This is a genomic window from Veillonella sp. R32 (assembly GCF_010093125.1).
Taxonomy (GTDB): domain Bacteria; phylum Bacillota; class Negativicutes; order Veillonellales; family Veillonellaceae; genus Veillonella_A.
Window position 1 is genome coordinate 55,617 of the sequence record NZ_NMZQ01000003.1, and the last position, 22,402, is coordinate 78,018.

Annotated in this window: 26 protein-coding genes; 2 read left to right on the forward strand and 24 right to left on the reverse strand. The window is 41.3% G+C overall.

Translation table 11 applies throughout. The features are described from left to right. Positions 1-192: 192 nt before the first annotated feature. From VER_RS00940 to VER_RS10490, 12 genes are all read right to left on the reverse strand, one after another. A complete protein-coding gene (locus VER_RS00940) occupies positions 193-2,034 on the reverse strand; it encodes a carbon starvation protein A (RefSeq protein WP_162099019.1) in 1,842 nt (613 codons plus the stop codon). A gap of 422 nt (positions 2,035-2,456) precedes the next feature. Next, positions 2,457-3,446 carry a bile acid:sodium symporter family protein gene (locus VER_RS00945; protein ID WP_162099020.1) on the reverse strand — a complete coding sequence of 330 codons (990 nt, stop codon included), beginning with the start codon at positions 3,444-3,446 and terminating at the stop codon, positions 2,457-2,459. A 20-nt stretch (positions 3,447-3,466) separates the two neighbouring features. Next, positions 3,467-4,321, reverse strand: a complete 855-nt coding sequence (gene panC / locus VER_RS00950; protein WP_162099021.1) for a pantoate--beta-alanine ligase — start codon at positions 4,319-4,321, stop codon at positions 3,467-3,469. A gap of 58 nt (positions 4,322-4,379) precedes the next feature. Then, positions 4,380-4,772 carry an aspartate 1-decarboxylase gene (gene panD, locus VER_RS00955; RefSeq protein ID WP_162099022.1) on the reverse strand — a complete coding sequence of 131 codons (393 nt, stop codon included), beginning with the start codon at positions 4,770-4,772 and terminating at the stop codon, positions 4,380-4,382. A 265-nt stretch (positions 4,773-5,037) separates the two neighbouring features. Beyond that, complete coding sequence (locus VER_RS00960) at positions 5,038-5,634, reverse strand: GNAT family N-acetyltransferase (protein ID WP_162099023.1); 597 nt, start codon at positions 5,632-5,634, stop codon at positions 5,038-5,040. Beyond that, complete coding sequence (locus VER_RS00965; RefSeq protein WP_162099024.1) at positions 5,631-6,389, reverse strand: amino acid ABC transporter ATP-binding protein; 759 nt, start codon at positions 6,387-6,389, stop codon at positions 5,631-5,633. Before VER_RS00965 ends, VER_RS00960 begins: the two co-directional genes overlap by 4 nt. Positions 6,390-6,411: 22 nt before the next feature. Further along, positions 6,412-7,134, reverse strand: a complete 723-nt coding sequence (locus tag VER_RS00970) for an amino acid ABC transporter permease (RefSeq protein WP_162099025.1) — start codon at positions 7,132-7,134, stop codon at positions 6,412-6,414. A 5-nt stretch (positions 7,135-7,139) separates the two neighbouring features. After that, positions 7,140-7,868 (reverse strand): amino acid ABC transporter permease, encoded by a 729-nt coding sequence (locus VER_RS00975; RefSeq protein WP_162099026.1) that lies wholly within the window; start codon positions 7,866-7,868, stop codon positions 7,140-7,142. Positions 7,869-7,888: 20 nt separating this feature from the next. Then, positions 7,889-8,734 carry a transporter substrate-binding domain-containing protein gene (locus VER_RS00980; RefSeq protein WP_162099027.1) on the reverse strand — a complete coding sequence of 282 codons (846 nt, stop codon included), beginning with the start codon at positions 8,732-8,734 and terminating at the stop codon, positions 7,889-7,891. A 44-nt stretch (positions 8,735-8,778) separates the two neighbouring features. Continuing rightward, positions 8,779-9,663, reverse strand: coding sequence for an MmgE/PrpD family protein (locus VER_RS00985; RefSeq protein ID WP_202922095.1), 885 nt, complete (start codon positions 9,661-9,663; stop codon positions 8,779-8,781). Continuing rightward, a complete protein-coding gene (locus VER_RS10285) occupies positions 9,651-10,118 on the reverse strand; it encodes an MmgE/PrpD family protein (RefSeq protein ID WP_202922096.1) in 468 nt (155 codons plus the stop codon). Before VER_RS10285 ends, VER_RS00985 begins: the two co-directional genes overlap by 13 nt. 9 nt (positions 10,119-10,127) lie before the next feature. Then, a complete protein-coding gene (locus VER_RS10490) occupies positions 10,128-10,532 on the reverse strand; it encodes a glutathione S-transferase C-terminal domain-containing protein (protein WP_370456459.1) in 405 nt (134 codons plus the stop codon). Positions 10,533-10,617: 85 nt separating this feature from the next. Between VER_RS10490 and VER_RS10495 the strand changes: the two genes are divergently transcribed. After that, entirely contained in the window at positions 10,618-10,683 is a 66-nt protein-coding gene (locus tag VER_RS10495; RefSeq protein WP_370456460.1) for a hypothetical protein, read from the forward strand. A 791-nt stretch (positions 10,684-11,474) separates the two neighbouring features. Here VER_RS10495 and VER_RS00995 read toward each other — a convergent pair. The 9 genes from VER_RS00995 to moaC form a co-directional block, all read right to left on the reverse strand. After that, complete coding sequence (locus VER_RS00995) at positions 11,475-12,647, reverse strand: multidrug effflux MFS transporter (protein WP_162099028.1); 1,173 nt, start codon at positions 12,645-12,647, stop codon at positions 11,475-11,477. 220 nt (positions 12,648-12,867) lie between these two features. After that, positions 12,868-13,989, reverse strand: coding sequence for an outer membrane beta-barrel protein (locus VER_RS01000; protein ID WP_202922097.1), 1,122 nt, complete (start codon positions 13,987-13,989; stop codon positions 12,868-12,870). Between the two features lie 114 nt (positions 13,990-14,103). Continuing rightward, positions 14,104-14,412 carry a TM2 domain-containing protein gene (locus VER_RS01005; RefSeq protein WP_162099029.1) on the reverse strand — a complete coding sequence of 103 codons (309 nt, stop codon included), beginning with the start codon at positions 14,410-14,412 and terminating at the stop codon, positions 14,104-14,106. 205 nt (positions 14,413-14,617) lie between these two features. Continuing rightward, the gene (rpsI, locus tag VER_RS01010) at positions 14,618-15,010 is read right to left on the reverse strand and encodes a 30S ribosomal protein S9 (protein ID WP_162099030.1); all 393 of its coding nucleotides are present in this window, start codon (positions 15,008-15,010) and stop codon (positions 14,618-14,620) included. Positions 15,011-15,033: 23 nt separating this feature from the next. Then, positions 15,034-15,474: a 50S ribosomal protein L13 gene (gene rplM / locus VER_RS01015; RefSeq protein ID WP_162099031.1), complete on the reverse strand. Its 441-nt coding sequence runs from the start codon at positions 15,472-15,474 to the stop codon at positions 15,034-15,036. 151 nt (positions 15,475-15,625) lie between these two features. Next, positions 15,626-16,555: a UDP-N-acetylmuramate dehydrogenase gene (murB, locus tag VER_RS01020; protein WP_162099032.1), complete on the reverse strand. Its 930-nt coding sequence runs from the start codon at positions 16,553-16,555 to the stop codon at positions 15,626-15,628. Then, positions 16,536-16,889 (reverse strand): YlbF family regulator, encoded by a 354-nt coding sequence (locus tag VER_RS01025; protein ID WP_162099033.1) that lies wholly within the window; start codon positions 16,887-16,889, stop codon positions 16,536-16,538. The genes murB and VER_RS01025 overlap by 20 nt, the downstream gene beginning before the upstream one ends. Positions 16,890-16,893: 4 nt before the next feature. Next, complete coding sequence (trmL, locus tag VER_RS01030) at positions 16,894-17,385, reverse strand: tRNA (uridine(34)/cytosine(34)/5-carboxymethylaminomethyluridine(34)-2'-O)-methyltransferase TrmL (protein ID WP_162099034.1); 492 nt, start codon at positions 17,383-17,385, stop codon at positions 16,894-16,896. A gap of 184 nt (positions 17,386-17,569) precedes the next feature. Further along, the gene (gene moaC / locus VER_RS01035; RefSeq protein ID WP_162099035.1) at positions 17,570-18,058 is read right to left on the reverse strand and encodes a cyclic pyranopterin monophosphate synthase MoaC; all 489 of its coding nucleotides are present in this window, start codon (positions 18,056-18,058) and stop codon (positions 17,570-17,572) included. A 99-nt stretch (positions 18,059-18,157) separates the two neighbouring features. On the opposite strand from moaC, the gene VER_RS01040 reads away from it, so the two are divergent. Then, a complete protein-coding gene (locus tag VER_RS01040) occupies positions 18,158-18,829 on the forward strand; it encodes a metal-dependent hydrolase (RefSeq protein WP_162099036.1) in 672 nt (223 codons plus the stop codon). A 204-nt stretch (positions 18,830-19,033) separates the two neighbouring features. Here VER_RS01040 and VER_RS01045 read toward each other — a convergent pair whose 3' ends face one another. The 3 genes from VER_RS01045 to purH form a co-directional block, all read right to left on the reverse strand. After that, on the reverse strand, positions 19,034-19,396 hold the full coding sequence (locus VER_RS01045) for a helix-turn-helix domain-containing protein (RefSeq protein WP_162099037.1): 363 nt from the start codon (positions 19,394-19,396) through the stop codon (positions 19,034-19,036). Positions 19,397-19,522: 126 nt separating this feature from the next. Then, entirely contained in the window at positions 19,523-20,794 is a 1,272-nt protein-coding gene (gene purD, locus VER_RS01050; RefSeq protein ID WP_162099038.1) for a phosphoribosylamine--glycine ligase, read from the reverse strand. A gap of 18 nt (positions 20,795-20,812) precedes the next feature. Beyond that, positions 20,813-22,342: a bifunctional phosphoribosylaminoimidazolecarboxamide formyltransferase/IMP cyclohydrolase gene (gene purH / locus VER_RS01055; protein ID WP_162099039.1), complete on the reverse strand. Its 1,530-nt coding sequence runs from the start codon at positions 22,340-22,342 to the stop codon at positions 20,813-20,815. Between the last annotated feature and the right edge of the window lie 60 nt (positions 22,343-22,402).

Consider the following 22,402-nt stretch of genomic DNA (forward strand, 5'->3'; position numbering starts at 1 on the left):
AATCAAATTCAATAGATACTTATGGCGTTCCTTCTTGCTCCGCTTCCAAAATTTGTTATGCAAATTTCACAATTAGCTTACAAACAACAAAAAAAGACTACCAGGGACTCCTAAGAATCCCTGATAGTCTTTCTATGAACAATGTCATTCAAACCAAGTTTACACTGTCATTCAAACCAAATTTCCAATATATTATTTTACTTCTACATTGGCAGCTGTGCCATATTTTTTAAGGCTTTCTGCTTCGATTTCAGCCTGTGTACGATAGCTTTGAGGCATCTTAGCCAAACGAATCCAGCTACGTACGGCTTCTACCAACACGATAACAATCATGAGGAACATAACAACACTGAAGGCAACGAGTGTCCATTTACCAGCAGGAATATAGCTGTAGAACACGTTTTCAAAGTCCGCTGCAATAGCAATGATAGCCATGAAGAAGCAAGGCACGCCCGTTACCCAAGCGTAACGTTTGTGACCAAGGCGCATAATAACGGTAGTACCAACAGCTAAGGTCATAGTGCCAAGTAACTGGTTGGATACGCCAAATAATGGCCAGATAATACCGATGTTACCTTGTAATACGAGGTAACCCCACATGATACAGATAAGAGCCGCACAGCCATATACGCCAGGTGCCCAGTTAACATTTTCAAGTGGTTTGTAGAAACGGCCTAATAGTTCTTGTAATAAGTAACGACCTACGCGTGTACCAGCATCGATTAAGGTCATGATGAATAAAGCTTCAAACATGATACAGAAGTGATACCAGTAACCCATTAAGTGGTCCATATTAGGCAATTTGGAGAAAATATGAGCCATACCAACAGCAAGGGATACAGCACCACCTGGGCGATGCATTAAGTCTTCCCCAACCATAGCAGATAAGGCTGGTAATTCGTGAACCTGTAAGCCTAAAGCTTTGAAGGATTCAGCGGTAGAGTTAATAGCGAAATAATCATCAGGATGTAATGCAGTAGCGGCAATCAAAGCCATCATAGCAATGAAAGCTTCTGTAAGCATTGCACCATAACCGATAGGTAAAATTTCCCGTTCGTTGGTAATCATCTTAGGCGTCGTACCCGTAGCAATAACGGTATGGAACCCAGACAACGCACCACAAGCGATGGTAATAAAGATGAATGGGAATACAGAGCCTTTTAAGACAGGGCCACCACCATGAATAAATTGAGTAACTGCTGGCATCTGAATTACAGGCATTACAATGATAATACCAAGAGCTAAAGCGCCAATAGTACCAATTTTTAAATAAGTGGATAAATAATCACGAGGGGCTAACAATAACCAAACTGGTAAGGCAGCCGCAAAGAAACCATACACAGCTAGCATGATTTCAATTGTTTGTAAATCATAAGTAAACCAAGACGCATATTGAGAAGCTGCTACTTCTGGGCCATAGAAAATGGCTGCAAAAATGAGGGCTACCCCAATAACAGTGGCTTCTTGAATTTTACCAGGACGTAACCAACGTAAATAAATCCCTACGAAGATAGCGATTGGAATTGTCATACTTACGGAGAAGAAGCCCCAAGCAGAATTGTGGAGGGCATTAGCCACAACTACCGCCATCCCTGCTAAGGTAATGATAAGCAAGAACAAGGTAGCAAGCATAGCGCCTACACTCGCTAAATTAGAAATTTCTTCTTTGGCAATATCCGCAATGGATTTACCATCATAGCGAACGGATGCAAATAAGATAACCATATCATGCACCGCACCAGCTACTACAGAACCAATTAAGATCCAAAGTAAACCTGGTAAATAGCCGAATTGAGCAGCAATAACAGGACCAACAAGTGGACCAGCGCCTGCAATAGCGGCAAAGTGATGACCAAATGTTACCCACTTATTAGTCGGTACATAGTCGTGGCCGTCATTGTGAACGACCGCTGGTGTAGGACGGAATTGGTCCAACACCAATACCTTCGACGCGAGGAATGCCCCGTAAAAGCGATACGCTAAGACGAGGATACACGCCGAGGCGATTACAAGATACAAACCATTCATTTCCACAAAAAAACACCTCCAGTGTTTTATAACAACACTGAAGGTGATGGCTCACATTCAAAATAAATAATAGCAAAATAATAAACGATGTGTCCCCACAAGCAATGTTGTTATTAAGGGAGAGTATATTCTTCAAGGCATATAGTCTATATCTCCGCTCATAAACAACAACCACTACCGTTCACAAGCTGACATTGTATAGACCTATGTCTAGCTGTGATCACATCCTCCCGATGACACTCGTCGGAAAATTTTCAACAGACTCCCACAACGTTCCCTTAAAAGTCTTTAATCATTTTTACACGCTTATGCCAAAATGCAATCTTTCATATACCTATTTTAACATCGTTTCATTTAGCTGTCAATTATCATTTACGAATAATAAATTAATAATATTACATTTTAGTATACAATCGTCAAAAAATCGACTATTCGGCTTCTCCTACAAATTCAGTAGGCATCATAGTTTTTGACAATCTATGCCTTTGACGTATAGACGCAAAAATCGCCCCTGAAATATTGTGCCATACGCTAAAGATTGCGCCTGGCAAGGTCGCCAATGGATTCATGGCAAAATGCAAGGTAGCTAACGATACAGCAAGGCCACTATTTTGCATACCCACTTCAATGGCAATGGCTGTCGCTTTAGGATAGGTCGTGCGCAATACTTTAGCCGCCAACAAACCTAAGCACATGCCAATTATATTATGGAGCATAACGACTGCTAATACTAACAGGCCTGCCGTAAAAATCTTAGTTACATTAACGGAGATAATGCCAGCGATAATCATTACAATAACTACTGACGATACTAATGGCATGCAAGCCAGTAAGGCTTCTAGTTTTTTACCAAAGAAATGGTGAATCGCGATACCGATTAATACCGGTAAGAGTACGACTTTAACTACGGATATAACCATAGCTAAAAAGGATACTTCTACCCAAGTACCACCGAGGGAGAAAATCAAAAACGGCGTAATCAAAGGGGCTAATAAGGTAGAAGCAATCGTCATCCCTACTGATAGAGCTACATCGCCTTTGGCAATGTAGGTAATTACATTACTAGCTGTACCGCCTGGGCAACAGCCCACTAAAATGACACCAATCGCAATATCCGTAGGCAACTGCAAGGCTTGACACAAAACATAAGCGGTAATGGGCATAATCGTGTATTGCAATAGTACCCCACCTAACAAAATTTCTTTAGGATGGGCCCATACAATTTTAAAATCTTGCGCTTTGATAGATAAACCCATGCCAAACATAGCAATACCTAAAAATACGGAGGTATAGCTAACAGTCCAGCTAAATAGGTCCGGTGTCCAACAAGCCCAAATCGTAAACGCGATGATGATAGCACCAATGTACTTGGTAATCACCCCTGTAATCCGTTGTAATACGCTTACCAGTCCGTTCATAGTTCCTCCTTGGCGCGCGCCTACTGCTTACTTACGTTCGGATCAAAACTAAAGTTATCAATTAGACGTGTTTTACCAATATACACAGCCATAGCCACCAACACTGGTCGGTCAATAATTGTCACATCATCCATAGTCAAAGCGTCTACAACTTTGACATATTCTATTTTTGCCAAAGGCTCTTTGACGATAATATCTTCCATCGCTGTTTCTAACTCTTTGGCTGCCATGCCCACGGCAATATGGTCACGGCCATAGAAAATGCTACGGGATAAGCAAAGCGCTGCTTCCCGTTCAGCCGGTGACAAATAGGTATTGCGCGAAGATTTGGCAAGACCATCGGCTTCCCGCACAATAGGGCAACCTACAATTTTAAGTGGCATATTCAAATCAGCCACCATCTTACGAATAATCGCCAATTGTTGCGCATCTTTTTCGCCAAAATAAGCGGTATCTGGCGTTACAATGTTAAATAATTTAGTAACCACCGTACAAACCCCATGGAAATGAATAGGGCGACTGAGACCACAAAGATGTTCATTCATATCTTTAACAACAACCGATACTTTAGGATTGTCATACATTTCTGCTGGATCGGGACGGAACATAATATCGGCACCGATACTTTCACAAAGGGCCGCATCACGAGCTTCATCACGAGGATACGCGTCTAAATCCTCCGTAGGGCCAAATTGAGTAGGATTGACAAAGGTAGATACCACCACATGATCATTTTCCGCTACAGCGCGACTAATCAAAGAGGCATGGCCTTCGTGCAAGAACCCCATGGTAGGCACGAAGCCTACCGTTTCACCAGCCTGACGCCAAGCCTTAACGGTGGCGCGTACATCTGCAATTGTTGTTACGATTTTCATAGTATTTCGTCCTTTCGTTGTTCACGTTTGCGAAGATAGCTCTGCTCTGACAGCACAATTACTTCATATCCGCTAACAAACCATGTTTTTCATAGTTCGTCACTCTTACGATAGCGTTCTTCTCATCCACAAACACAACGGACGGTTTATGACTTTCAATTTCGTCGTCAGCTAATTGACCATAGGCCATGATAATAATCATATCTCCCGTACAAGCACAACGAGCGGCCGCGCCATTCAAACAAATTACACCACTATTGGCTTCCCCACTAATAGTATAGGTCTGAAAGCGTTCCCCATTGTTAATATTAACAATATCTACTTTCTGGTATTCATAGATACCAGCGGCTTTCAATAATTCTGAATCAACGGTAATACTTCCTACATAATCAAGCTCAGCTTGCGTCACCGTAGCACGATGAATTTTGCCGGCTAACACTTCACGTATCATTCTAATCTCCTTTACTGTTACGCCTTATTCTAGTCGTTAAGGCCATAAAAAAAAGGTGTTCGTGGAGATGTATCCATCGAACACCGAAAATAGTCAAACTAAGCCTCCCCGTCTTGTATTGGACATCCTAAAGATTGCCCCTACACGGTGAGACCAATTGTTGTCTATGTACATGAAGCATTGTGTGTCAGATAGAGTATAGTTTCCACAGAATACTATCTCCCACTGCAGTATACCATAAATTTTAGCTAACACCTAGTCTTCCTTAACATATTTTCTTTTCAAAATAAATTGTTTGATGGCTTAGCCCAGGCAATTGAGTCACCTTCGTAATAGTGAAACCAAGGCTCAAATACATATCTTTTAGCCAAGGATGCGTATCAGCGGTGCCCAAGGTAACGAAGGGTGCTTTCAGTTGATCCCGTAAAATCACCGTTTCTATCCATTGAAGCATCTGTTTGGCATAGCCTTGCTTTTTAAAACGAGGGGACGTTACAAAGTGGCCAATGTGAGGAAATTCACGCGGTCCTGGCTTTGGCCCCCAAGGCATGCGCAACGTAATAGAACTAGCCAACTGGCCATCCACAAAGAGACCATATGTAGGATGGATCTCTACCCAAGCTGTTACGTCCCCTTCCGTCATATGACTGGCCGAAAAATCCACACCATAATCTAAATTACTAGCATAGCCTTCGTGAAGGACTTCATAATAGGTCGGCCCATCCGCTTTAGTAAGTTGCCGATAGGTAATCTCCTTTTGGTCCTTTTGGGCATTTTGGGCATTTTGGGCATTTTGAGCATTTTGAGCATTTTGAGCCTTTTGAGCCTTTTGAACATTTAGAGCATTTTGCAATTGACTCATATTACATAATCCTCCCACTGCCCTAAATAGCGATTTAAGAATTGTCGTGTCCGATCTTCTCGTGGATTGCTAATCACTTCTTTAGCAGTGCCTTGTTCCACAATAACGCCTTGCTCCATAAAAATAACTTGGTCGGCTACTTCTTTAGCAAAGGCAATTTCATGAGTCACTACAATCATGGTAACATGCATTTCACGGGCAATATTCTTAATAGCCCCTAATACTTCGCCCACTAATTCAGGGTCTAAGGCACTCGTCGGTTCGTCAAATAAAATGACCGCTGGATCCATAGCAATGGCACGAGCAATCCCCACGCGCTGTTGTTGGCCCCCCGATAGTTGCACGGGATAATACGCTTCAAAACCTTTCATACCTACCGCTTCTAAGCACTGTTCCGCTTTGGCACGAGCTTCTGATTGCTTCATATGCTTAACCGTCACAAGCCCTTCCATAACATTTTCAAGGGCTGTCATATTAGAAAACAGATTATACATCTGAAATACCATGGATGTATGACGACGAATATTTAATATTTCCTTCTTTGAGGCCTTGTGCAAATCTACCGTTATGTCATTTAAGGTCATCTGACCAGCATCAGCTTTTTCTAAAAAGTTAAGCGTCCGTAAAAACGTTGTTTTACCGCTCCCCGACGGGCCTAAAATAACGGTCACCGAACCGGTCGGCACCGTCATATCAATACCTTTTAAAATTTCACGGTCCCCAAAGGATTTTCTTACATTTTGTATCTCTATCATAGAATCCTCTAATCTCAATTAACTACACAGCATTGCCGCGCTTATATTTACTCATCATATGTTCTAGTCGTTCAAAGATAAATTCAAAAACTATACCTAGGCCCCAATAAATGAGCGCTACCACGATATACGCTTCAAAATACGCCGAATTATCTTCTACATACAGCTTGGCGGCCCCTAATAATTCCACTACCGTAATAACAAAAACGATACTAGTACTTTTCATAGTATTTAAAAACTGATTGGCAAACAAAGGCAAGGCAAATACAGCTGCCTGTGGTAATACAACCCGGCGAAAAGCTTGTGCCCAAGTCATGCCAATAGCTAACGCTGCTTCCACCTGTCCCTTAGACACAGATTGAATGGCCGCGCGGAAAATTTCACTCAAATAAGCCCCTGTATGTAAGGTTAAGCCCACAACAGCAACTAGCGAAGCCGGTACTTTTTCATAGGGTACATGCACGCCAGTTTGATCTTCTAAGGCTAAGAACAAAATAGGCAGGCCGTAATAGACTAAATACAAAAGCACCATGTTTGGCAGGCTACGACAAACGATGACAAACACATCAGCCAACTGGCTAAGCACGGGAATGCGATTAAGTTGTGCCACCGAACTAATAAGACCTAGCAAAATACCAAACCCAACGCTAGCAAAGGTAAGCCACAAGGTTACTTTTACATAGCCTAGGACATACCAAAAAGTCCCGCTTATATATTGAAAACTAATTATACTGGTTGATTCCATGTGCCTCACCCCTTACTTGCTACGGTGCGTGCTACTGTATGCCGTCCTACTCGTTCACTAATGGAGTAACGACGCTCTAAGAACCGCCCAATTAACGAAATAATCAATACTAACATACCATAAATAATGGCTACATCCACAAAGAGTTCTAAACTTCGCTGTGAGTTAGCACCCATCAAATCAGCACGGCGCATAATGTCTACTACGCCTACGATGAAAATTAACGAAGTTCCTTTCATCATGCCAATCACACCATTAATGAGGGGCGGAATGGCCATAGTAAAGGCCTGTGGTAAAATGACCCGACGATAGCTTTGAAAGCTCGTCATTCCCAAGCTCATAGCCGCTTCTTTTTCACCTTGTGCTACTGCTTGAATGCTACTACGCAGAATTTCAGAACTATACGCCCCTATATGTAACGTAAATACAACGATAACAAATAACAAACCAGGCACATTTTTGGTACTAATGCCCATATGACTCAAAATTTCTGGTACTCCAAAATAAATCAAAAAGAGTTGTACTAAAAAAGGTGTACCCCGCATAAAAGAGACATAAACAGTAAGTGCCTGTCTTAAAACAGGCACTCGATTAACACGGGCAATGGCGATTAGGCATCCTAAGAGGATGCCTAAAATAGTTGCCACAATCGTAATTGTTAAGGTTATATTGAGCGATGTTAATAGGATTGGAAAGGACTTCACCATATAGGCTACGTCAAAATACTGTCCCATATTACTGCCTCCATTAACGATTATTTCTTGGCTGGCTCTACGGTGTAATCGCCACCTAAATACTGCTCAGATAATTTTTTAAGTGTACCATCTTCACGCATTGCTTTCACTTGTGCATCAATTTTATCGGCTACTTTTTGCATTTCAGGGTCTTTACGAAGTAAGAAATAGGTTGGCACATCTGTTAATGTGTCACCTACCGCTTCAACTGGTAAGTTACGATCTTTTTGTGCTGTTGTTACCATGTATTCATATTCGCCAGCCGCATCAGCACGACCAGTGGCTACTAAATTCAAAGTTTCTACAGTACCTTTATCAGTATAGATAATGTTAATTGGTGTGGTCGCCGTTTCGTTATATTGTTTTAATAAATCTACAAACTCAGAGTTAGTCGTAGCAGCTACGGTTTTCCCTTCTAAATCTTTTAAGGAGTGAATATCAGTACGACCTTTTTTAACAACTAATTTACGAACTGTATAGTTGTTAATTTCTTTTGTATAAATATATTTAGCCGCTCGCTGTGGGTTATTACGCATTTGGTTCGCAATCATATCCACTTGACCTGCATCCATAGCTACGAAAGCAGCATCTACAGCCATTGGTTTAAAGTTAAATTTCAAACTAGGGTCACGACGTTCCACTTCTTTCAAAATTTCTACATCATAACCAGTTAACGTGCCATCATCGTTCGTATAAGAAAATGGCTTAGAGGTACCACGAGTGGCTACATTCACCACTTTAGCATCAGGGTTGGATGCCGTCGCTTTGTCGGCGCTATCATCACCGCCACAACCAGCTACAACACCTAAAGCAAGAACTAAAGTGCCTAATAAGGCAGCGCGTTTCCAATATTTTTTAAAATTCATTGTATTTCCTCATCTCTTTTCACAATATATATTATATTTTACAATTACAGCTGTTCTAACACAGCTGCCATCGTTCCCTTAGGCCACTCTTTAATAGCAGCCAATACAGTCTGACTAAATTCCGCCGAAGTTGCGTTAGCCAGTTTAGTCGCTAGCAAATCCGCCGTAAAAGGATTATGCGGTGAACCTAATGGTGCCGCTTCGGTGTAACTAAATTCAGTGCCATCTTGCAAGCGAACCGTCACTTGTATGATGCGTACATCTTTGGCCACGGCTGGCAAATCCGGGCTCCGTCTGAAACGACCTTCTGAAATAGCTTTAGTAAAGGCTTCTGGCACTGTTGGCGCTTTAAATAGTTCATCATCAATATAGCCTAAAGCTAACATTTGCCAACCTACAAACTCCATAGAAAAACGTCCTTCTTGCCCACTTTGAGGGGCCTTATAGCGAAGAGCCGTATCGGCCTTAGGCGGAAAATGGAAAATAACCTCTTTAATATCAGCCCAACCATAGCCTTGTGGCACTAATTGTTCTTCACGAATCGTCTTACAAGCTGAAACGCCACAAATCGCTGCTGAACAATAAGGATGTAATTTCATCCACAAACCAGGCTCTTTAATCTGCCCCGGCTGTAGCCACTGAGATCGCCATTCAGCAGGCGTAAGCGCTACTTGACCAAAGGTATTGAGCCAGCCAGTTTCATTATTAAATACATTTTGATTCGCCGTAAGCTTCGTATTTTGCAATAACCAAAAAGCAAATACTGCATTGCGAGCGGCTAAGCCTGCATGAAGCGGTTTCGTATCGGAACCAGTTTCAAAGCCCATCCCCGCCGACTGTGTGCCCGCTAAGGATAATAATTGTGCCGTTTCACTAGCCTCTAATTTCGCCAATTTAGCTAGCGCTGCGGCCCCACCTAAGGGGCCCAACCAGCTACCTTATGATTCGGATTTAAATAAGCACCTAATAAACCTTCTAATTCGGCCCCTACTACGTAAGCAGTCAGAATATCTAGAACTGTATTAGTAGGCTTTGCCACAGCCAATAAAACCGAAAATAATACGGTACTGAAATGACCAGCAATATTAGCCTGCGCATCATCGTAGTCTAAATAATGCGAGCAAAAGCCATTGAAAAACGCTGTATACTCAGGCGCCGTTTCATAAGGTTGACCAATTAATTTCTGATTGCCTGTAGCCAGCCGTCGCGTGGCCACTTGTGCTGCTAACGCTACCACTTTAGGTTCCTTACGAGCCGCTAAAGTAGAGGCCATATAGTCAATAAAGGCTACTTTGGCTAAATTCAGCAAGTCAGGACGATCCGTTATATCCGTAGTACGAATTAACTCCACAATGGTGGCCGTATTTTCATCCATCCCTTTCATACGAGCCTCTTATTTAGCAAATTTTTCAGCACGGTCATTTGGTTCTGCCCAAATAGCATCCTCAGGTCCTTTTGGTACCAAACGTGGTAAATCTTCAATTGGCGTATGGTCTACATAGTAGAAACGTTTGCGCATAGAATCAAAGTCCGTATTGTTGCCAAAGGCAGGAATGGAATATAAATCTTTCGCATAATTCCAAAGATTTGGATAATCGACTAAGCGTTTTTTATTTACGAAGTATTTTTGGTAGAATACAAGGTCAAAACGCTGTAACGTTACAAATAAACGAATATCTGGATCGGTAATCGTATCCCCCATGAGGTAACGCATACGACCAAGACGTTCTTCTAACCAATCTAACCGATTGAAAATACGGTCAAAGTAGAATTCGTAATCTTTCTGATTATTAACCATAGCAGCCAAATTAACGGCCAAGTTAACGTCAGCATAAATAACTTCATTAAGTGCATCAATGTCTTCACGTAAATCTTCTGGATAAATATCTGGTACAGAAGGATCCGCCAAGTCCTTGAAGGCCATAGCAATATCAGTAGTCAATACATGATAGTCATTATTAACTACAGCCCCTGTTTGCACGTCTACAATAGCAGGTACGGTAGAACGTTGGTCATAATTAGGATCACCCTTGCGATAAGCTTCTCCTAGGGAATGAATTTTAAGAACAGGATCTACATCCCCTTCATCAAGGGTAAAAAACCAATCCCCAATAACGCCAGCTGGACGAAGTGGATCTACCACACCTTTAGAAATTACTTTATCTAAACCTAAATAGTCAATGGCAATTGACACGCGGTTTGCCCAAGGGCAGTGACGGGACCAAATTAAACGGTAACGTCCTGCTTCTACTGGTAGTTCCCCTTCCCCATCACCAAAAGGTGTTGTGAATTGAGGTTCTTCTGGATCTGCATATTTTTGACGGCGATTAAAATTAGAAGCATCCCGTCCTTCATATTCTTTTTGTTCCCCCATAGCCCGTGGATTACTGGACTGAAATGGTGAAAAGTCAATAGGGCAAGCGTTCATTTTACGGGTAAAATGAATCTCCGCTCTAGCTTCTTCAATTGATTTATCTTTAATCATAGTCTCTCTCCTCTTTTAACTATAAATTTTAAATCCTTCTTTTTAAATAGGATTAATTGACAAAAAAATATAACACACAAAAGATGTATGTATGTGTGTTACATTTTACACTGTAAAGCAATTCCTGTCAATAAAGTATGATTAAAAATAGACTATCCCTCTCCCTATCATAGCCCCCTATTATTAGATGTAATTAGCTCTAATAACAGAACGTCAGTACATAGAATAGATAGTCTATTTTGCTATACTATTTTGCTACACCACTTTGCTCGTCAGCGCTTTCATACTGACTAAAGAAGCCACATGCTCAGCAACCACCAATATAGCTAACGGCCACATGGTATGACCCCCGCCAATCCCTACGAGTGGTGAAGCTATGGCTCCGGCTAAGAACGAAATAACCCCTAACCAACCTGATGCACTACCAGCCACCCCCTTATGCGCATTCATAGCACAGGAGAAACTAAGCGGTAAGGTACACCCACAACTAAAGATAACGAGCGCTAACGCTATCATAATAAACCAAGGACTATGTGGCTCTATAGCGGCTAAGACTAATAAAACGATACCTAACATAGCCCCCCCTACATTTCCCCACCATAATACAGTATGTTCACCAAGGCTCTTACTAAGGCGACCAAATACTTGGGCCCCTATAGCTAAACAACCAGAGCCAATACCGAAGAAAATACTAAATTGAGTAGGTGTAAAGCCATATAGGCCTTCCATAATAAAAGGAGATGCTCCAATATAACCAAAAAGTCCCATGGAAGCAAAGCCCTGCACTAAAAAATAACCACGATAGTTTTTGTTTCGCCACAAAGCGCCCATATTTTGAAGGGACTCTTTTAACCCACCTTGTAAGCGTTTTTCTACGGGCAACGTTTCCGGTAAGCTAGCCATAACCCATACCGCACCTATAAAACCACAAAGGGTTAATAATAAGAAAATAGCACCCCAATTCCAGTATTCCAGAATTAATCCACCCACAACTGGCCCAGCAATTGGCACAATGGATGTAATCAAGACTAACAAAGAAATAAAACGTGTCAATTCATTGCCCTTATGAGTATCACAAGCAATCGAACGACTCAGCACAATACAACCAGCCCCAGCTAAACCTTGTACGAATCGCCACAATAAAAATAGGGGCAATGACGTAGCGGTACTACATAAAAAAGACGCCAAGGCAAACCCCATAAAAGACACCATAACGGGCCTACGCCGACCTATACCATCACTCCAAGGACCAATCAAAACCTGCCCTAGGGCTAAACCAATAAAACAGGCAGTCAAACTAAGTTGGCCACCTGATGCTGTCGTTCCTAAATCTCTTGCAATTTCCGGTAACCCCGGTAAATAAATATCAGTACTTAATGGCCCAATAGCAGCCATAAAAGCAACTAATACAATTACAAATATATTCATTAACAATCACCTCTCTTACGTAGTATAGCAGATAGCTGGAAAAGCGTATAATACCAGTTTCTCCCATTATATATAACAAATTTGTTATATATGTATAAACAAAAAAGGGATTCCTTTGTGAGGAATCCCCTGCGCATGTATCCAAGATACATGTTGCCTACCGAGGTAATTAGTGTAACACATATTACACAAAATGTAAAATATTTTACCGATAAATAAATTATTTATTTTCCCAAATATCTACACGACGGTTGTCAGCACGGCCTTGGTCAGTATCATTAGTGGATACTGGATTGTTTTCACCTTTATAGTTAAGCACTAACTGAGAAGCTGGTACACCTTGACTTTGTGCATACGCAGCTACATTGTCAACGCGGCGTTGGGAAAGAGCGTTATTATAGCTATCAGTACCTCTAGCATCTGTATTACCTACTAATTTGAAAGTATGTGTTGGGTTAGCTTTAGCTACCTGTACAAAATGATCTAATTTAGATTGTTCGGTATTAAGAGGTTGATCTTCGTCAGAGCCGAAGTGAACGCTTTCTAAATAGTAGTCATTACGAGGTACTGCCGCTTGCTGTACTACAGGCACTGCTTGAGGTTGTGGCTGTGGTGTATATACTGGAGCTGGCGTAGATTCTGGAGCTTCTTCATGACCGCCACCAAAACGATAAGAAAGACCAGCAATGAAGCCTTTGTAGCTAATATTAGCATCATCAGCTACAATATCATAATCACCTTTATCAGCTAACTTAGTATTAACATAGCGATAGCCTGCATTTACATCTAAATCAGGGGTAATGCTATAACCTAGACCAGCTTCCCAAATTGTTGTATTTTTAGTACCAATAGCTGCTTTACCATATACATCCAATTTGTCAGTTAAAGGTGCTTTAGCAATAATACCAATTTGAGCTACATTGTTTTTCTGAGAAACAGTTTCTCCTTCAAATTTAAGTTTGTTGTCAATGCGGTTCCAACCACCATAAACAGCAAAGTTTTTATTTAAGGAATAAATCGCATTTACTTCTTGGCTATTACCATCTGTACCAATATCTCCAGTTTCATTGTTACCATCAGATTTTAAGCCATAGTAGTTATACTGTAAAGCCCAACGATCAGTTAAACCATATGTAAGACCACCTTGGAAGTTCCATTTGTCATCCGTTGTTACATTGCCACCTTCACCAAGTAATTTGTCAGAATCAGCACTAGCTTCTACATTCCAAGCCCCTAAATCAACTTGCCATTGGCCTTCTTGCCATTGAGTTTGTGGTGTAGCAAAAGCTGCGGATGTTACGCAAGCTGCTACAGCTGCTAATAATAACGCACGTTTTTTCATAATATCTCCTCTTTTCTGAAACTTTAGTAATATAATAAAATATTACACTTGTAACATTATTATAGAATTATATCGATATAAAATCAATAGGATTTTAAGGAGCTATATGTCAATTTATTCGCTGTCATCAGGATATAAGTTTTGAGCTTCCAAAATGGCTTCTTTTAGCATTTTTTCATTAAAACGGCGTACCATGCCAGGAATACGGAACAAGTCAATAATCCCCCAAATACCAAAGCCACTAGCCGTTACCCAATACAACAAGTTAATAATTGGTTTTCTAAGATAAAAATAATGCACTCCAAAAATAAACCACCATAAATATGCCATGCCTGTGTCTTTTTGACTGGTCATTTTTAATAATACATAGTCACGTTGTGCCTGTGTTAAATTTTGTAAAGCTACTAATTCGTTGGCCTGCATAGTAAAACCTCCCCTATGTGTATCCTTTGTTAAGTGTAATTATTTTCTATTATATCATAATGTCTTTTTTCTAGTAATTTGTAACCTACTTGTAACCTTTTTGTAGACTACCTGTAGGCTACGCTTTGCTAACTCCCCCAATTTAAAGCAGATAGGTAAAAAAAACCCCACAAACCAGAGGTTTGTAGGGTTGCCATTTGTAATATTAACGTTTCGAGAACTGAGACGCTTTACGAGCTTTTTTAAGACCGTATTTTTTACGTTCTTTCATACGTGGGTCACGAGTTAAGAAACCAGCTTTTTTAAGAGATTGACGAAGTTCACCGTCAACACCTAATAAAGCACGGGAGATACCGTGACGAATTGCACCAGCTTGACCAGATGGGCCACCACCAGCAACGTCAGCGATAACATCATATTGTTCAACCGTACCAGTAAGGTTAAGCGGTTGTTTTACGATTAATTCCAAAGTCTTACGACCAAAGTAATCGCTAAGATCACGTTTATTGATTACAATTTTACCTGTGCCCGGTACCAGACGAACTCTGGCAACGGAAGATTTTCTACGACCTGTACCGTAGTACTGAGCTACTGCCATGTAAATGTTCCTCCTCCCGGTAATTACCGAATATCAAATTCCAAAACTTCAGGTTTCTGAGCTGCATGTGGATGTTCAGAACCAGCGTAAACGTTCAATTTGCGATAAATTTGAGCGCCTAGTTTGTTCTTAGGAAGCATCCCACGAACTGCCATTTCCACAACGCGTTCTGGATGTTTTTCCAACATGTTACCAAGAGTAACGAAACGGGAACCACCTGGGTAACCAGAATGGCGGAAATATATTTTCTGAGTTAATTTTTTACCTGTGAAACGAACTTTCTCAGCGTTGATTACGATAACGTGGTCACCAGTGTCAACGTGTGGTGTGAAAGTCGGTTTATTTTTGCCCCGAAGAACTTTAGCTACTTCGGCAGCAAGGCGTCCTAAAGTTTTACCTTCAGCGTCAACAACATACCATTTCCGTTCAACAGTGTTCGGATTGGCCATATATGTAGTTTTCATGCTGCTAATTCCTCCTCATAACGACTACTTTACCAAAAAGCATCCTGCTCTCTTTCCGGGGCTAATGGAATAAGATACAAATGCTTACCGAAATATTATACGTGATTTAACAGTAGCCTGTCAACCACTATTTCTAATAATTTAGTTGGATTTACTCTTCCCCAATAATGCGCACTTCCGTTTCTAAATTAACACCATGCGCTTCGGCTACACGGGCTTGTACATTATGAATTAAATCCAGTACATCTTTGGCTGATGCGCGGCCCTTATTGATTACAAAGCCTGCATGCTTTTGCGACACTTCTGCATCTCCTACGGCCAAGCCCTTTAAGCCCGTCTGTTCAATCAAGGTGCCTGCAAAATAGCCAGGTGGCCGCTTGAACGTCGAACCGGCACTAGCGTATTCTAATGGCTGTTTACTTTCACGGCGCTGCGTCAAATCTTCCATAGTAGCTAGAATCGTATCTTTATCACCAGCCTGTAAGGTAATATCCACTTCGCCAATAATTTCATGACTTTCATGGAAACGACTATGACGATAGGCAAAGGCCAATTCTTCGGCGGTATATTCATTAATATGTCCCGTCATATCTACGGCCCGCACCTTAGTGACGATTTGACACATTTCACCGCCATAAGCACCAGCGTTCATAAAGACAGCGCCCCCTAGGGTACCAGGAATGCCAATAGCAAATTCTAGGCCTGTTAAACCAGCAGCATAAGCAAATTCAGACGCATCTTTTAACATATACCCTGCGCTAACTGTCATAATACTATCGATAGCAGCCATAGTTTCTTTCATCTCACTAAGAGATAATACTACGCCACGAATTCCGCCGTCTAATACTAGCACATTAGAGCCACTGCCTAAAATAGTAAGCGGCACCTGTGCTTTATGAATGGCTGCTAACACTTGGCTCAATTCATGCATCGTCTGAGGTGTTACAAAAATATCGGCTGGGCCACCAATTTTAAAAGTCGTATGAGCAGCTAGTGGTTCTTCACAACGCAGGGCCGTAGCCGGTACAATATGCTGTAAATCAGCATATAACGCTTGTAAATTACTGTTTAGCTTTTTCAAGAATTTTCATTCCTTCTGTAATAGGTTCACTAATGATACGATATACATCATTGGATACTTGTGTCCAACGTACATGGGCTTGCAAATAAGTTTGCGCTCCAGAGTTTGCTTGAATCATAGGCATTAATTCTTCTAATTTTTTACCAATTTCTTCCGCTTCAGGCGCTTCGGCCATTTTAGCGTATTCCCACTGCATCTGTTGCATTAAGAATTGTTCAATTAAGCCTTTAGCCGTTGCATCACTTTCAACAGCTGCCTGTGCTTCCATTAAAGCTTTGTACTCTTCGCTTTCACGCATTGCTTTTTGTAATTCATACGCTTTGTCGTAATTCATGGATTTAATTACCACCTTTCATCGTTAAATGACCTAAATTTTTTAAATCTGGAAAATTCAATTGCCGCATTGCTTCATAAGCAATAATAGCTACTGAATTGGATAAGTTCAAAGAACGTGCTTCTTCAATCATAGGAATGCGAATGGTTTGCTCATAATTAGCAGCCAACAAATCTTCCGGTAATCCTTTGGTTTCCTTACCAAACACTAACATATCGCCAATTTCATACTGCACTTCGGCATAGGTATGTTTTGCCTTAGTAGTGGCATAGAAATATCGACGATCAGGATATTTAGCATACACTTCTTGTAAATTTTCATGGACCTGAACATCTACTAAGTGCCAATAATCTAGACCAGCCCGTTTCAAATATTTATCTTCTAGTTTAAACCCCAAAGGTTTTACTAGATGAAGTGTCATATGATTGGCTGCACAAAGGCGCGCAATATTTCCTGTATTACCAGGAATTTCTGGTTCTACTAATACTATTTCCATAAGTCATCCTTCTTTTTACTATTTAGTCTAACATCTTATTTTACCTAATTCTGGAGAGGGCTTCAAGTCTTTTCTCAAAAAGCCCTAAGGCTCTACTCAATTAAGTCCTAAGACCCTACACAAATTCCCCCTAAGGAGATACTTTTAAGGAGATACTCCATTTACTCCTAAAGGGCTACTCAATTTAGCGGGACGCTAGCGTATCATTAACAAAGTGACCACTCTTACCGCCTGATTTTTCCACTAAATACACCGGTCCTATAACCATTGTCTTATCAATAGCTTTGCACATATCATAAACTGTTAGCAACCCTACTTGCACGGCTGTCAACGCTTCCATTTCTACACCTGTTTGTCCCGTTGTTTTAACAGTCGCCTCAATGCGCACCGCCTGTTTAGCGACGTCTAGCTCACAAATAACAGCCACCTTACTTAAGCTTAAGGGATGACATAGGGGAATGAGATTGGCCGTCTGCTTAGCCCCCATAATCGCTGCTAATTGAGCCACTGCCAATACATCACCTTTTTTCAACGTCCCCGCTTCTATACGTTTATAAATTTCTTCATTTACGGTAATAAAACCTTCCGCTACTGCCACGCGAGTTGTCACAGCTTTATCACTCACATCTACCATACGAGCATTGCCTGCTTCATCAAAATGGGTTAATTCCATAGTTATCCTCATCATATGTAATCTATATATTTCAATCTCATTCTATGGTATCATTAAATATATAAGTAGTCTAATATTTTAATCACAAGGAGGCATCTTATGGCAGTTACATTAACATATTATGGTCATTCCACGTTTTTACTCAGCAATGGCGATGTATCCATCGTCTGTGATCCATTCTTTAACGGCAATACTTGGGAAATAGCTAAACCAGAGGACATTCACTGTCAATATATTTTTGTTAGCCATGGCCATGGCGATCATTATGGCGATGCCGATACCATTGGTAAAGCTAATGATGCTTTGCTTATTTCTACTGCTGAAGTAGCTCACAAAGCTGAAGAAGCAGGCTTAAGAGCTCACGCTATGCATCTAGGTGGTAAATTTGATTTTGAATTTGGTTCCGTTCGCCTCACCCCGGCCTTCCACGGAGCAGGCATCCCTGGCGGTCATGCAGCGGGTGTTATCTTCAACTTTTATGGTAAAACCATTTATTTCGCTGGCGATACAGCCTTCTTTAGCGATATGCAATACTTAAATCGCTTTGGTGACATTGATTATGCCCTCTTACCAATTGGTGATAATTTCACCATGGGCGTCGAAGATGCCTTACTAGCCGCTTCCTTAATTAAAGCCAAAGTAACTATTCCTATCCACTATAAAACGTGGCCCGTGATTGACAAGGATCCTTATGAATATGTAAAACAGCTGGAAACTAAGCACAATCAAAAAGGCCTCGTTGTTGATCCAGGCACAACAATTACTTTATGATGTAATCGTAACCAACCAAAAAGGAGCTATCCCTCACGGCTAAGCCGAGGGGTATAGCTCCTTTTTAGTATTTCGCCTATTTTAATTCATACATAACATTTACACAACTTACTACTTACATTTATGTATTCATTACTAATCTGTTGGCACGTCATTGCTAAGCAATAGCATACCGGTTTACTTATTCTGTTATTTACGGTTACCTTACTTCTTTGGTTTTTCGACTACAGGGTCGTATTTCTCAAAAAATGTGGCCAACTGTTTACGCAACTGCTGGCGCTGTGAAGGCTTCAAGGCATAGTGTTTGCCATTAAAGGCAACTTCCTTGTTTTTGATAACAGCCCATAAGTCGTAGACTGGAGGCAAACTAGGTTTGACCTCAGCCAATTCATCTAAGGACACACCATAATATACGGCTAATTGCTTTAACGTTTCCAAATCAGGCTCACGGTATCCAGTTTCATAATTGGATAAAGCAGCATTACTAATACCCACACTATTAGCTACTTCTAATTGACTTTTACCGGTCCTCATACGAACTCGTTTAAGATTTTTATATAACGCCATACTATCACGCCCCGCTTCATTGGCCTATCATATACTACTCAAAATAGACAAATTCTGTCTCTATTATACACCTATTTTTCAATAAGCGTAAATATTTTGATTTAATACTTCACAAATCGCTGAATTTTAAACTAAATGAGCAAATGCCTTTTGTCCAATATCTTTACGATACTGACAACCTTCAAAGCGAACGTTACGCACACGACCATAGGCTACATCCAATGCACTTTGTAAGTCCTTACCAAGCCCAACAATCCCTAATACGCGACCACCAGCCGTTTCAAAATGACCATTATTAAAACTAGTCCCCGAATGGAATATTAAGGTATTGTCAGTGAACTGTAAATCCCCCTCAATTACATCACCTTTATGAGAGGTCTCAGGATAGCCTTTAGAGGCTAAAATAACACAAGCAGCACTACCGGCTTGCCAGCTCACCATATCAGCTGTCAACTGGCCCGTAGCACAAGCGAGCATAATCTGGCCTAAATCACTAGCTAATAAAGGTAAAACAACCTGCGTTTCTGGGTCACCAAAACGGGCATTAAATTCCACTACTTTAGGCCCTTCTGGCGTAATCATAAGACCTGCATATAAACAACCTACATAGGGCATGCCTTCCGCTTTCATAGCCTGTACCATAGGCACTAAAATTGTATGATACGCTTCGTCAAGTAAATCCTTAGTCATTACCGGTGCAGGCGCATACGTCCCCATGCCACCCGTATTAGGGCCCTTATCACCATCAAAAATACGCTTATGATCCTGCGAAGAAATCATCGGCACCACAGTCGTCCCATCGACAAAGGCTAATAAAGATGCTTCTTCCCCAGCCATAAATTCCTCAATCACTACGGTATGCCCTGCATCGCCAAAACGATTCGCAGATAGCATATCAGCTACCGCTGCTTTCGCTTCCGCCACAGTCATAGCTACGACTACGCCCTTACCAGCAGCTAGACCATCTGCCTTAATCACAATAGGCGCCCCTGTTTCATCAATAAAAGCATTCGCCTTATTAACATCGGAGAATACACCATAAGCTGCCGTAGGAATATTATATTTTTTCATCAAGTCTTTGGCAAAGACTTTTGACCCTTCCAATTGGGCTGCTGCTTTAGATGGACCAAATACAGCTATGCCAGCAGCACGCACCACATCAGCAAGTCCAGCTACCAACGGTGCTTCTGGACCGATAACCACTAATTCAATATGTTCTTTTTGTAAAAACGCTACTACTTCATCAAAATTTTGCCAATCTAAGGCTACACAAGTCGCCACATCGGCCATAGCTTGACTACCAGGCAAAGCATACACGCTATCAACTGACGCACTTTGAGCTAATTTCCAGACTAAAGTATGCTCACGACCACCCGATCCAATTACGCAAACTTTCATATATCCTCCTTGGGTCAATTAGTGTTTAAAATGACGTACATGGGTAAATACCATGGCAATGCCCGCTTCATCTGCTTTGGCAATGGATTCTTCATCACGGATAGAGCCACCTGGTTGAATAATGGCCTTAATGCCATGTTCAGCGGCTGTCGCTACCGTATCACCAAAGGGGAAGAAAGCATCAGAAGCCAAGACAGCACCTTGTGCCTTTTCACCGGCTTCTTCAAGAGCAATTTTAGCGGCTCCTACACGGTTCATCTGACCAGCCCCAACGCCTAAAGTCTGGTTATCTTTAGCAATTAAAATAGCATTAGATTTTACATGTTTCACAAGTTTCCAAGCAAAACGAAGCGCATCCCATTGTTCTTTGGTAGGTTGTACTTTCGTCACTACTGTATAAGACGTTTCATCTTCTCGCAAATCATCTTCCGTCTGTACTAATAAACCACCCGATACTTTTTTCACAACCACTTGATCAGCGGCTGGTTTTGCCAATTCAATGAGGCGAATATTTTTCTTAGCTTCTAAAATAGTAAGGGCTTTAGCAGAAAATTTAGGGGCCATAATCACTTCTAAGAAGATTTTACTCATTTCAGTAGCCGTAGCTTCGTCCACTTCTCGATTCAGCGCTACAATGCCACCAAAGGCCGATACAGAATCGGCTTCATACGCCTTAACATATGCTTCCGCTAAATTAGCACCAATAGCTGCGCCACAAGGGTTCGTATGTTTAATAATACAAGCAGCAGGTTCTTCAAATTCCCACACCATATTCCAAGCGGCTTCCATATCAACAATATTATTGTAAGATAATTCTTTCCCATGAAGCTGTTTCATAGCGCCCATACCGGTAGCTTCACCAATTTCTTTATAAAAAGCAGCTTTTTGATGCGGATTTTCACCATAGCGAAGGTCTGCTACTTTTTCATAGGCCTGTAAATATTCTGGTGGGAATGGCGTCTGCCCTAATTGTTCACTAAAATAATTGGCAATAGCCGTGTCGTAAGCCGCCGTATGCGCAAAAGCTTCTTTCGCCAAAGCAAAACGGAATTCACGCCCTAAATCACCATCAGCTTGCAAACGAGTAATAACTTCCTCATACCGTTCAGGATTAACTACAATCCCTACATAAGCATTATTCTTCGCCGCTGAACGAACCATCGTAGGACCACCAATATCAATGTTTTCAATCGCTTCTTCTAGTGCTACATTAGGTTTTGCAATGGTTTCACGGAAGGGATAGAGGTTGACAACCAGTAAATCTAAAGGCTGAATACCATAATCTGTCATAGCCTTTACATGCTCAGCATTATCACGAACCGCTAAAATACCACCATGCACCATAGGATGCAATGTTTTCACACGGCCATCCATCATTTCAGGGAACTTCGTCAATTCATCCACTTGATGAACTGCTACGCCTGCTTCAGCTAAGGTACGGAAAGTACCACCAGTCGAGTAAATAGTTACGCCTAAAGCAGCTAAAGATTTAGCAAATTCCACAATACCTGTTTTATCGGACACACTGATAAGTGCATTTTTAATCATAGAAAACCTCCTGCATCTGGCATGGACTGCCCAAATGGGCACAAAAGGACCGCCCTAAGG

Bases quoted from the DNA above. Each gene is read 5' to 3' on its own strand.
- VER_RS01040 (WP_162099036.1), top strand. From the start codon at position 18,158: ATGGCAGTTACATTAACATATTATGGTCATTCCACGTTTTTACTCAGC.
- VER_RS01045 (WP_162099037.1), bottom strand. From the start codon at position 19,396: ATGGCGTTATATAAAAATCTTAAACGAGTTCGTATGAGGACCGGTAAA.
- VER_RS01025 (WP_162099033.1), bottom strand. From the start codon at position 16,889: ATGAATTACGACAAAGCGTATGAATTACAAAAAGCAATGCGTGAAAGC.
- VER_RS00965 (WP_162099024.1), bottom strand. From the start codon at position 6,389: ATGATAGAGATACAAAATGTAAGAAAATCCTTTGGGGACCGTGAAATT.
- purD (WP_162099038.1), bottom strand. From the start codon at position 20,794: ATGAAAGTTTGCGTAATTGGATCGGGTGGTCGTGAGCATACTTTAGTC.
- panC (WP_162099021.1), bottom strand. From the start codon at position 4,321: ATGAAAATCGTAACAACAATTGCAGATGTACGCGCCACCGTTAAGGCT.
- VER_RS00995 (WP_162099028.1), bottom strand. From the start codon at position 12,647: ATGAATATATTTGTAATTGTATTAGTTGCTTTTATGGCTGCTATTGGG.
- purH (WP_162099039.1), bottom strand. From the start codon at position 22,342: ATGATTAAAAATGCACTTATCAGTGTGTCCGATAAAACAGGTATTGTG.
- VER_RS00975 (WP_162099026.1), bottom strand. From the start codon at position 7,868: ATGGGACAGTATTTTGACGTAGCCTATATGGTGAAGTCCTTTCCAATC.
- rpsI (WP_162099030.1), bottom strand. From the start codon at position 15,010: ATGGCAGTAGCTCAGTACTACGGTACAGGTCGTAGAAAATCTTCCGTT.
- VER_RS10490 (WP_370456459.1), bottom strand. From the start codon at position 10,532: ATGGTTAATAATCAGAAAGATTACGAATTCTACTTTGACCGTATTTTC.
- VER_RS00980 (WP_162099027.1), bottom strand. From the start codon at position 8,734: ATGAATTTTAAAAAATATTGGAAACGCGCTGCCTTATTAGGCACTTTA.
- panD (WP_162099022.1), bottom strand. From the start codon at position 4,772: ATGATACGTGAAGTGTTAGCCGGCAAAATTCATCGTGCTACGGTGACG.
- VER_RS10285 (WP_202922096.1), bottom strand. From the start codon at position 10,118: ATGAAAGGGATGGATGAAAATACGGCCACCATTGTGGAGTTAATTCGT.
- moaC (WP_162099035.1), bottom strand. From the start codon at position 18,058: ATGGAATTAACCCATTTTGATGAAGCAGGCAATGCTCGTATGGTAGAT.
- VER_RS01005 (WP_162099029.1), bottom strand. From the start codon at position 14,412: ATGCAGGCCAACGAATTAGTAGCTTTACAAAATTTAACACAGGCACAA.
- VER_RS00960 (WP_162099023.1), bottom strand. From the start codon at position 5,634: ATGAGTCAATTGCAAAATGCTCTAAATGTTCAAAAGGCTCAAAAGGCT.
- trmL (WP_162099034.1), bottom strand. From the start codon at position 17,385: ATGGAAATAGTATTAGTAGAACCAGAAATTCCTGGTAATACAGGAAAT.
- VER_RS00970 (WP_162099025.1), bottom strand. From the start codon at position 7,134: ATGGAATCAACCAGTATAATTAGTTTTCAATATATAAGCGGGACTTTT.
- VER_RS01000 (WP_202922097.1), bottom strand. From the start codon at position 13,989: ATGAAAAAACGTGCGTTATTATTAGCAGCTGTAGCAGCTTGCGTAACA.
- VER_RS00945 (WP_162099020.1), bottom strand. From the start codon at position 3,446: ATGAACGGACTGGTAAGCGTATTACAACGGATTACAGGGGTGATTACC.
- rplM (WP_162099031.1), bottom strand. From the start codon at position 15,474: ATGAAAACTACATATATGGCCAATCCGAACACTGTTGAACGGAAATGG.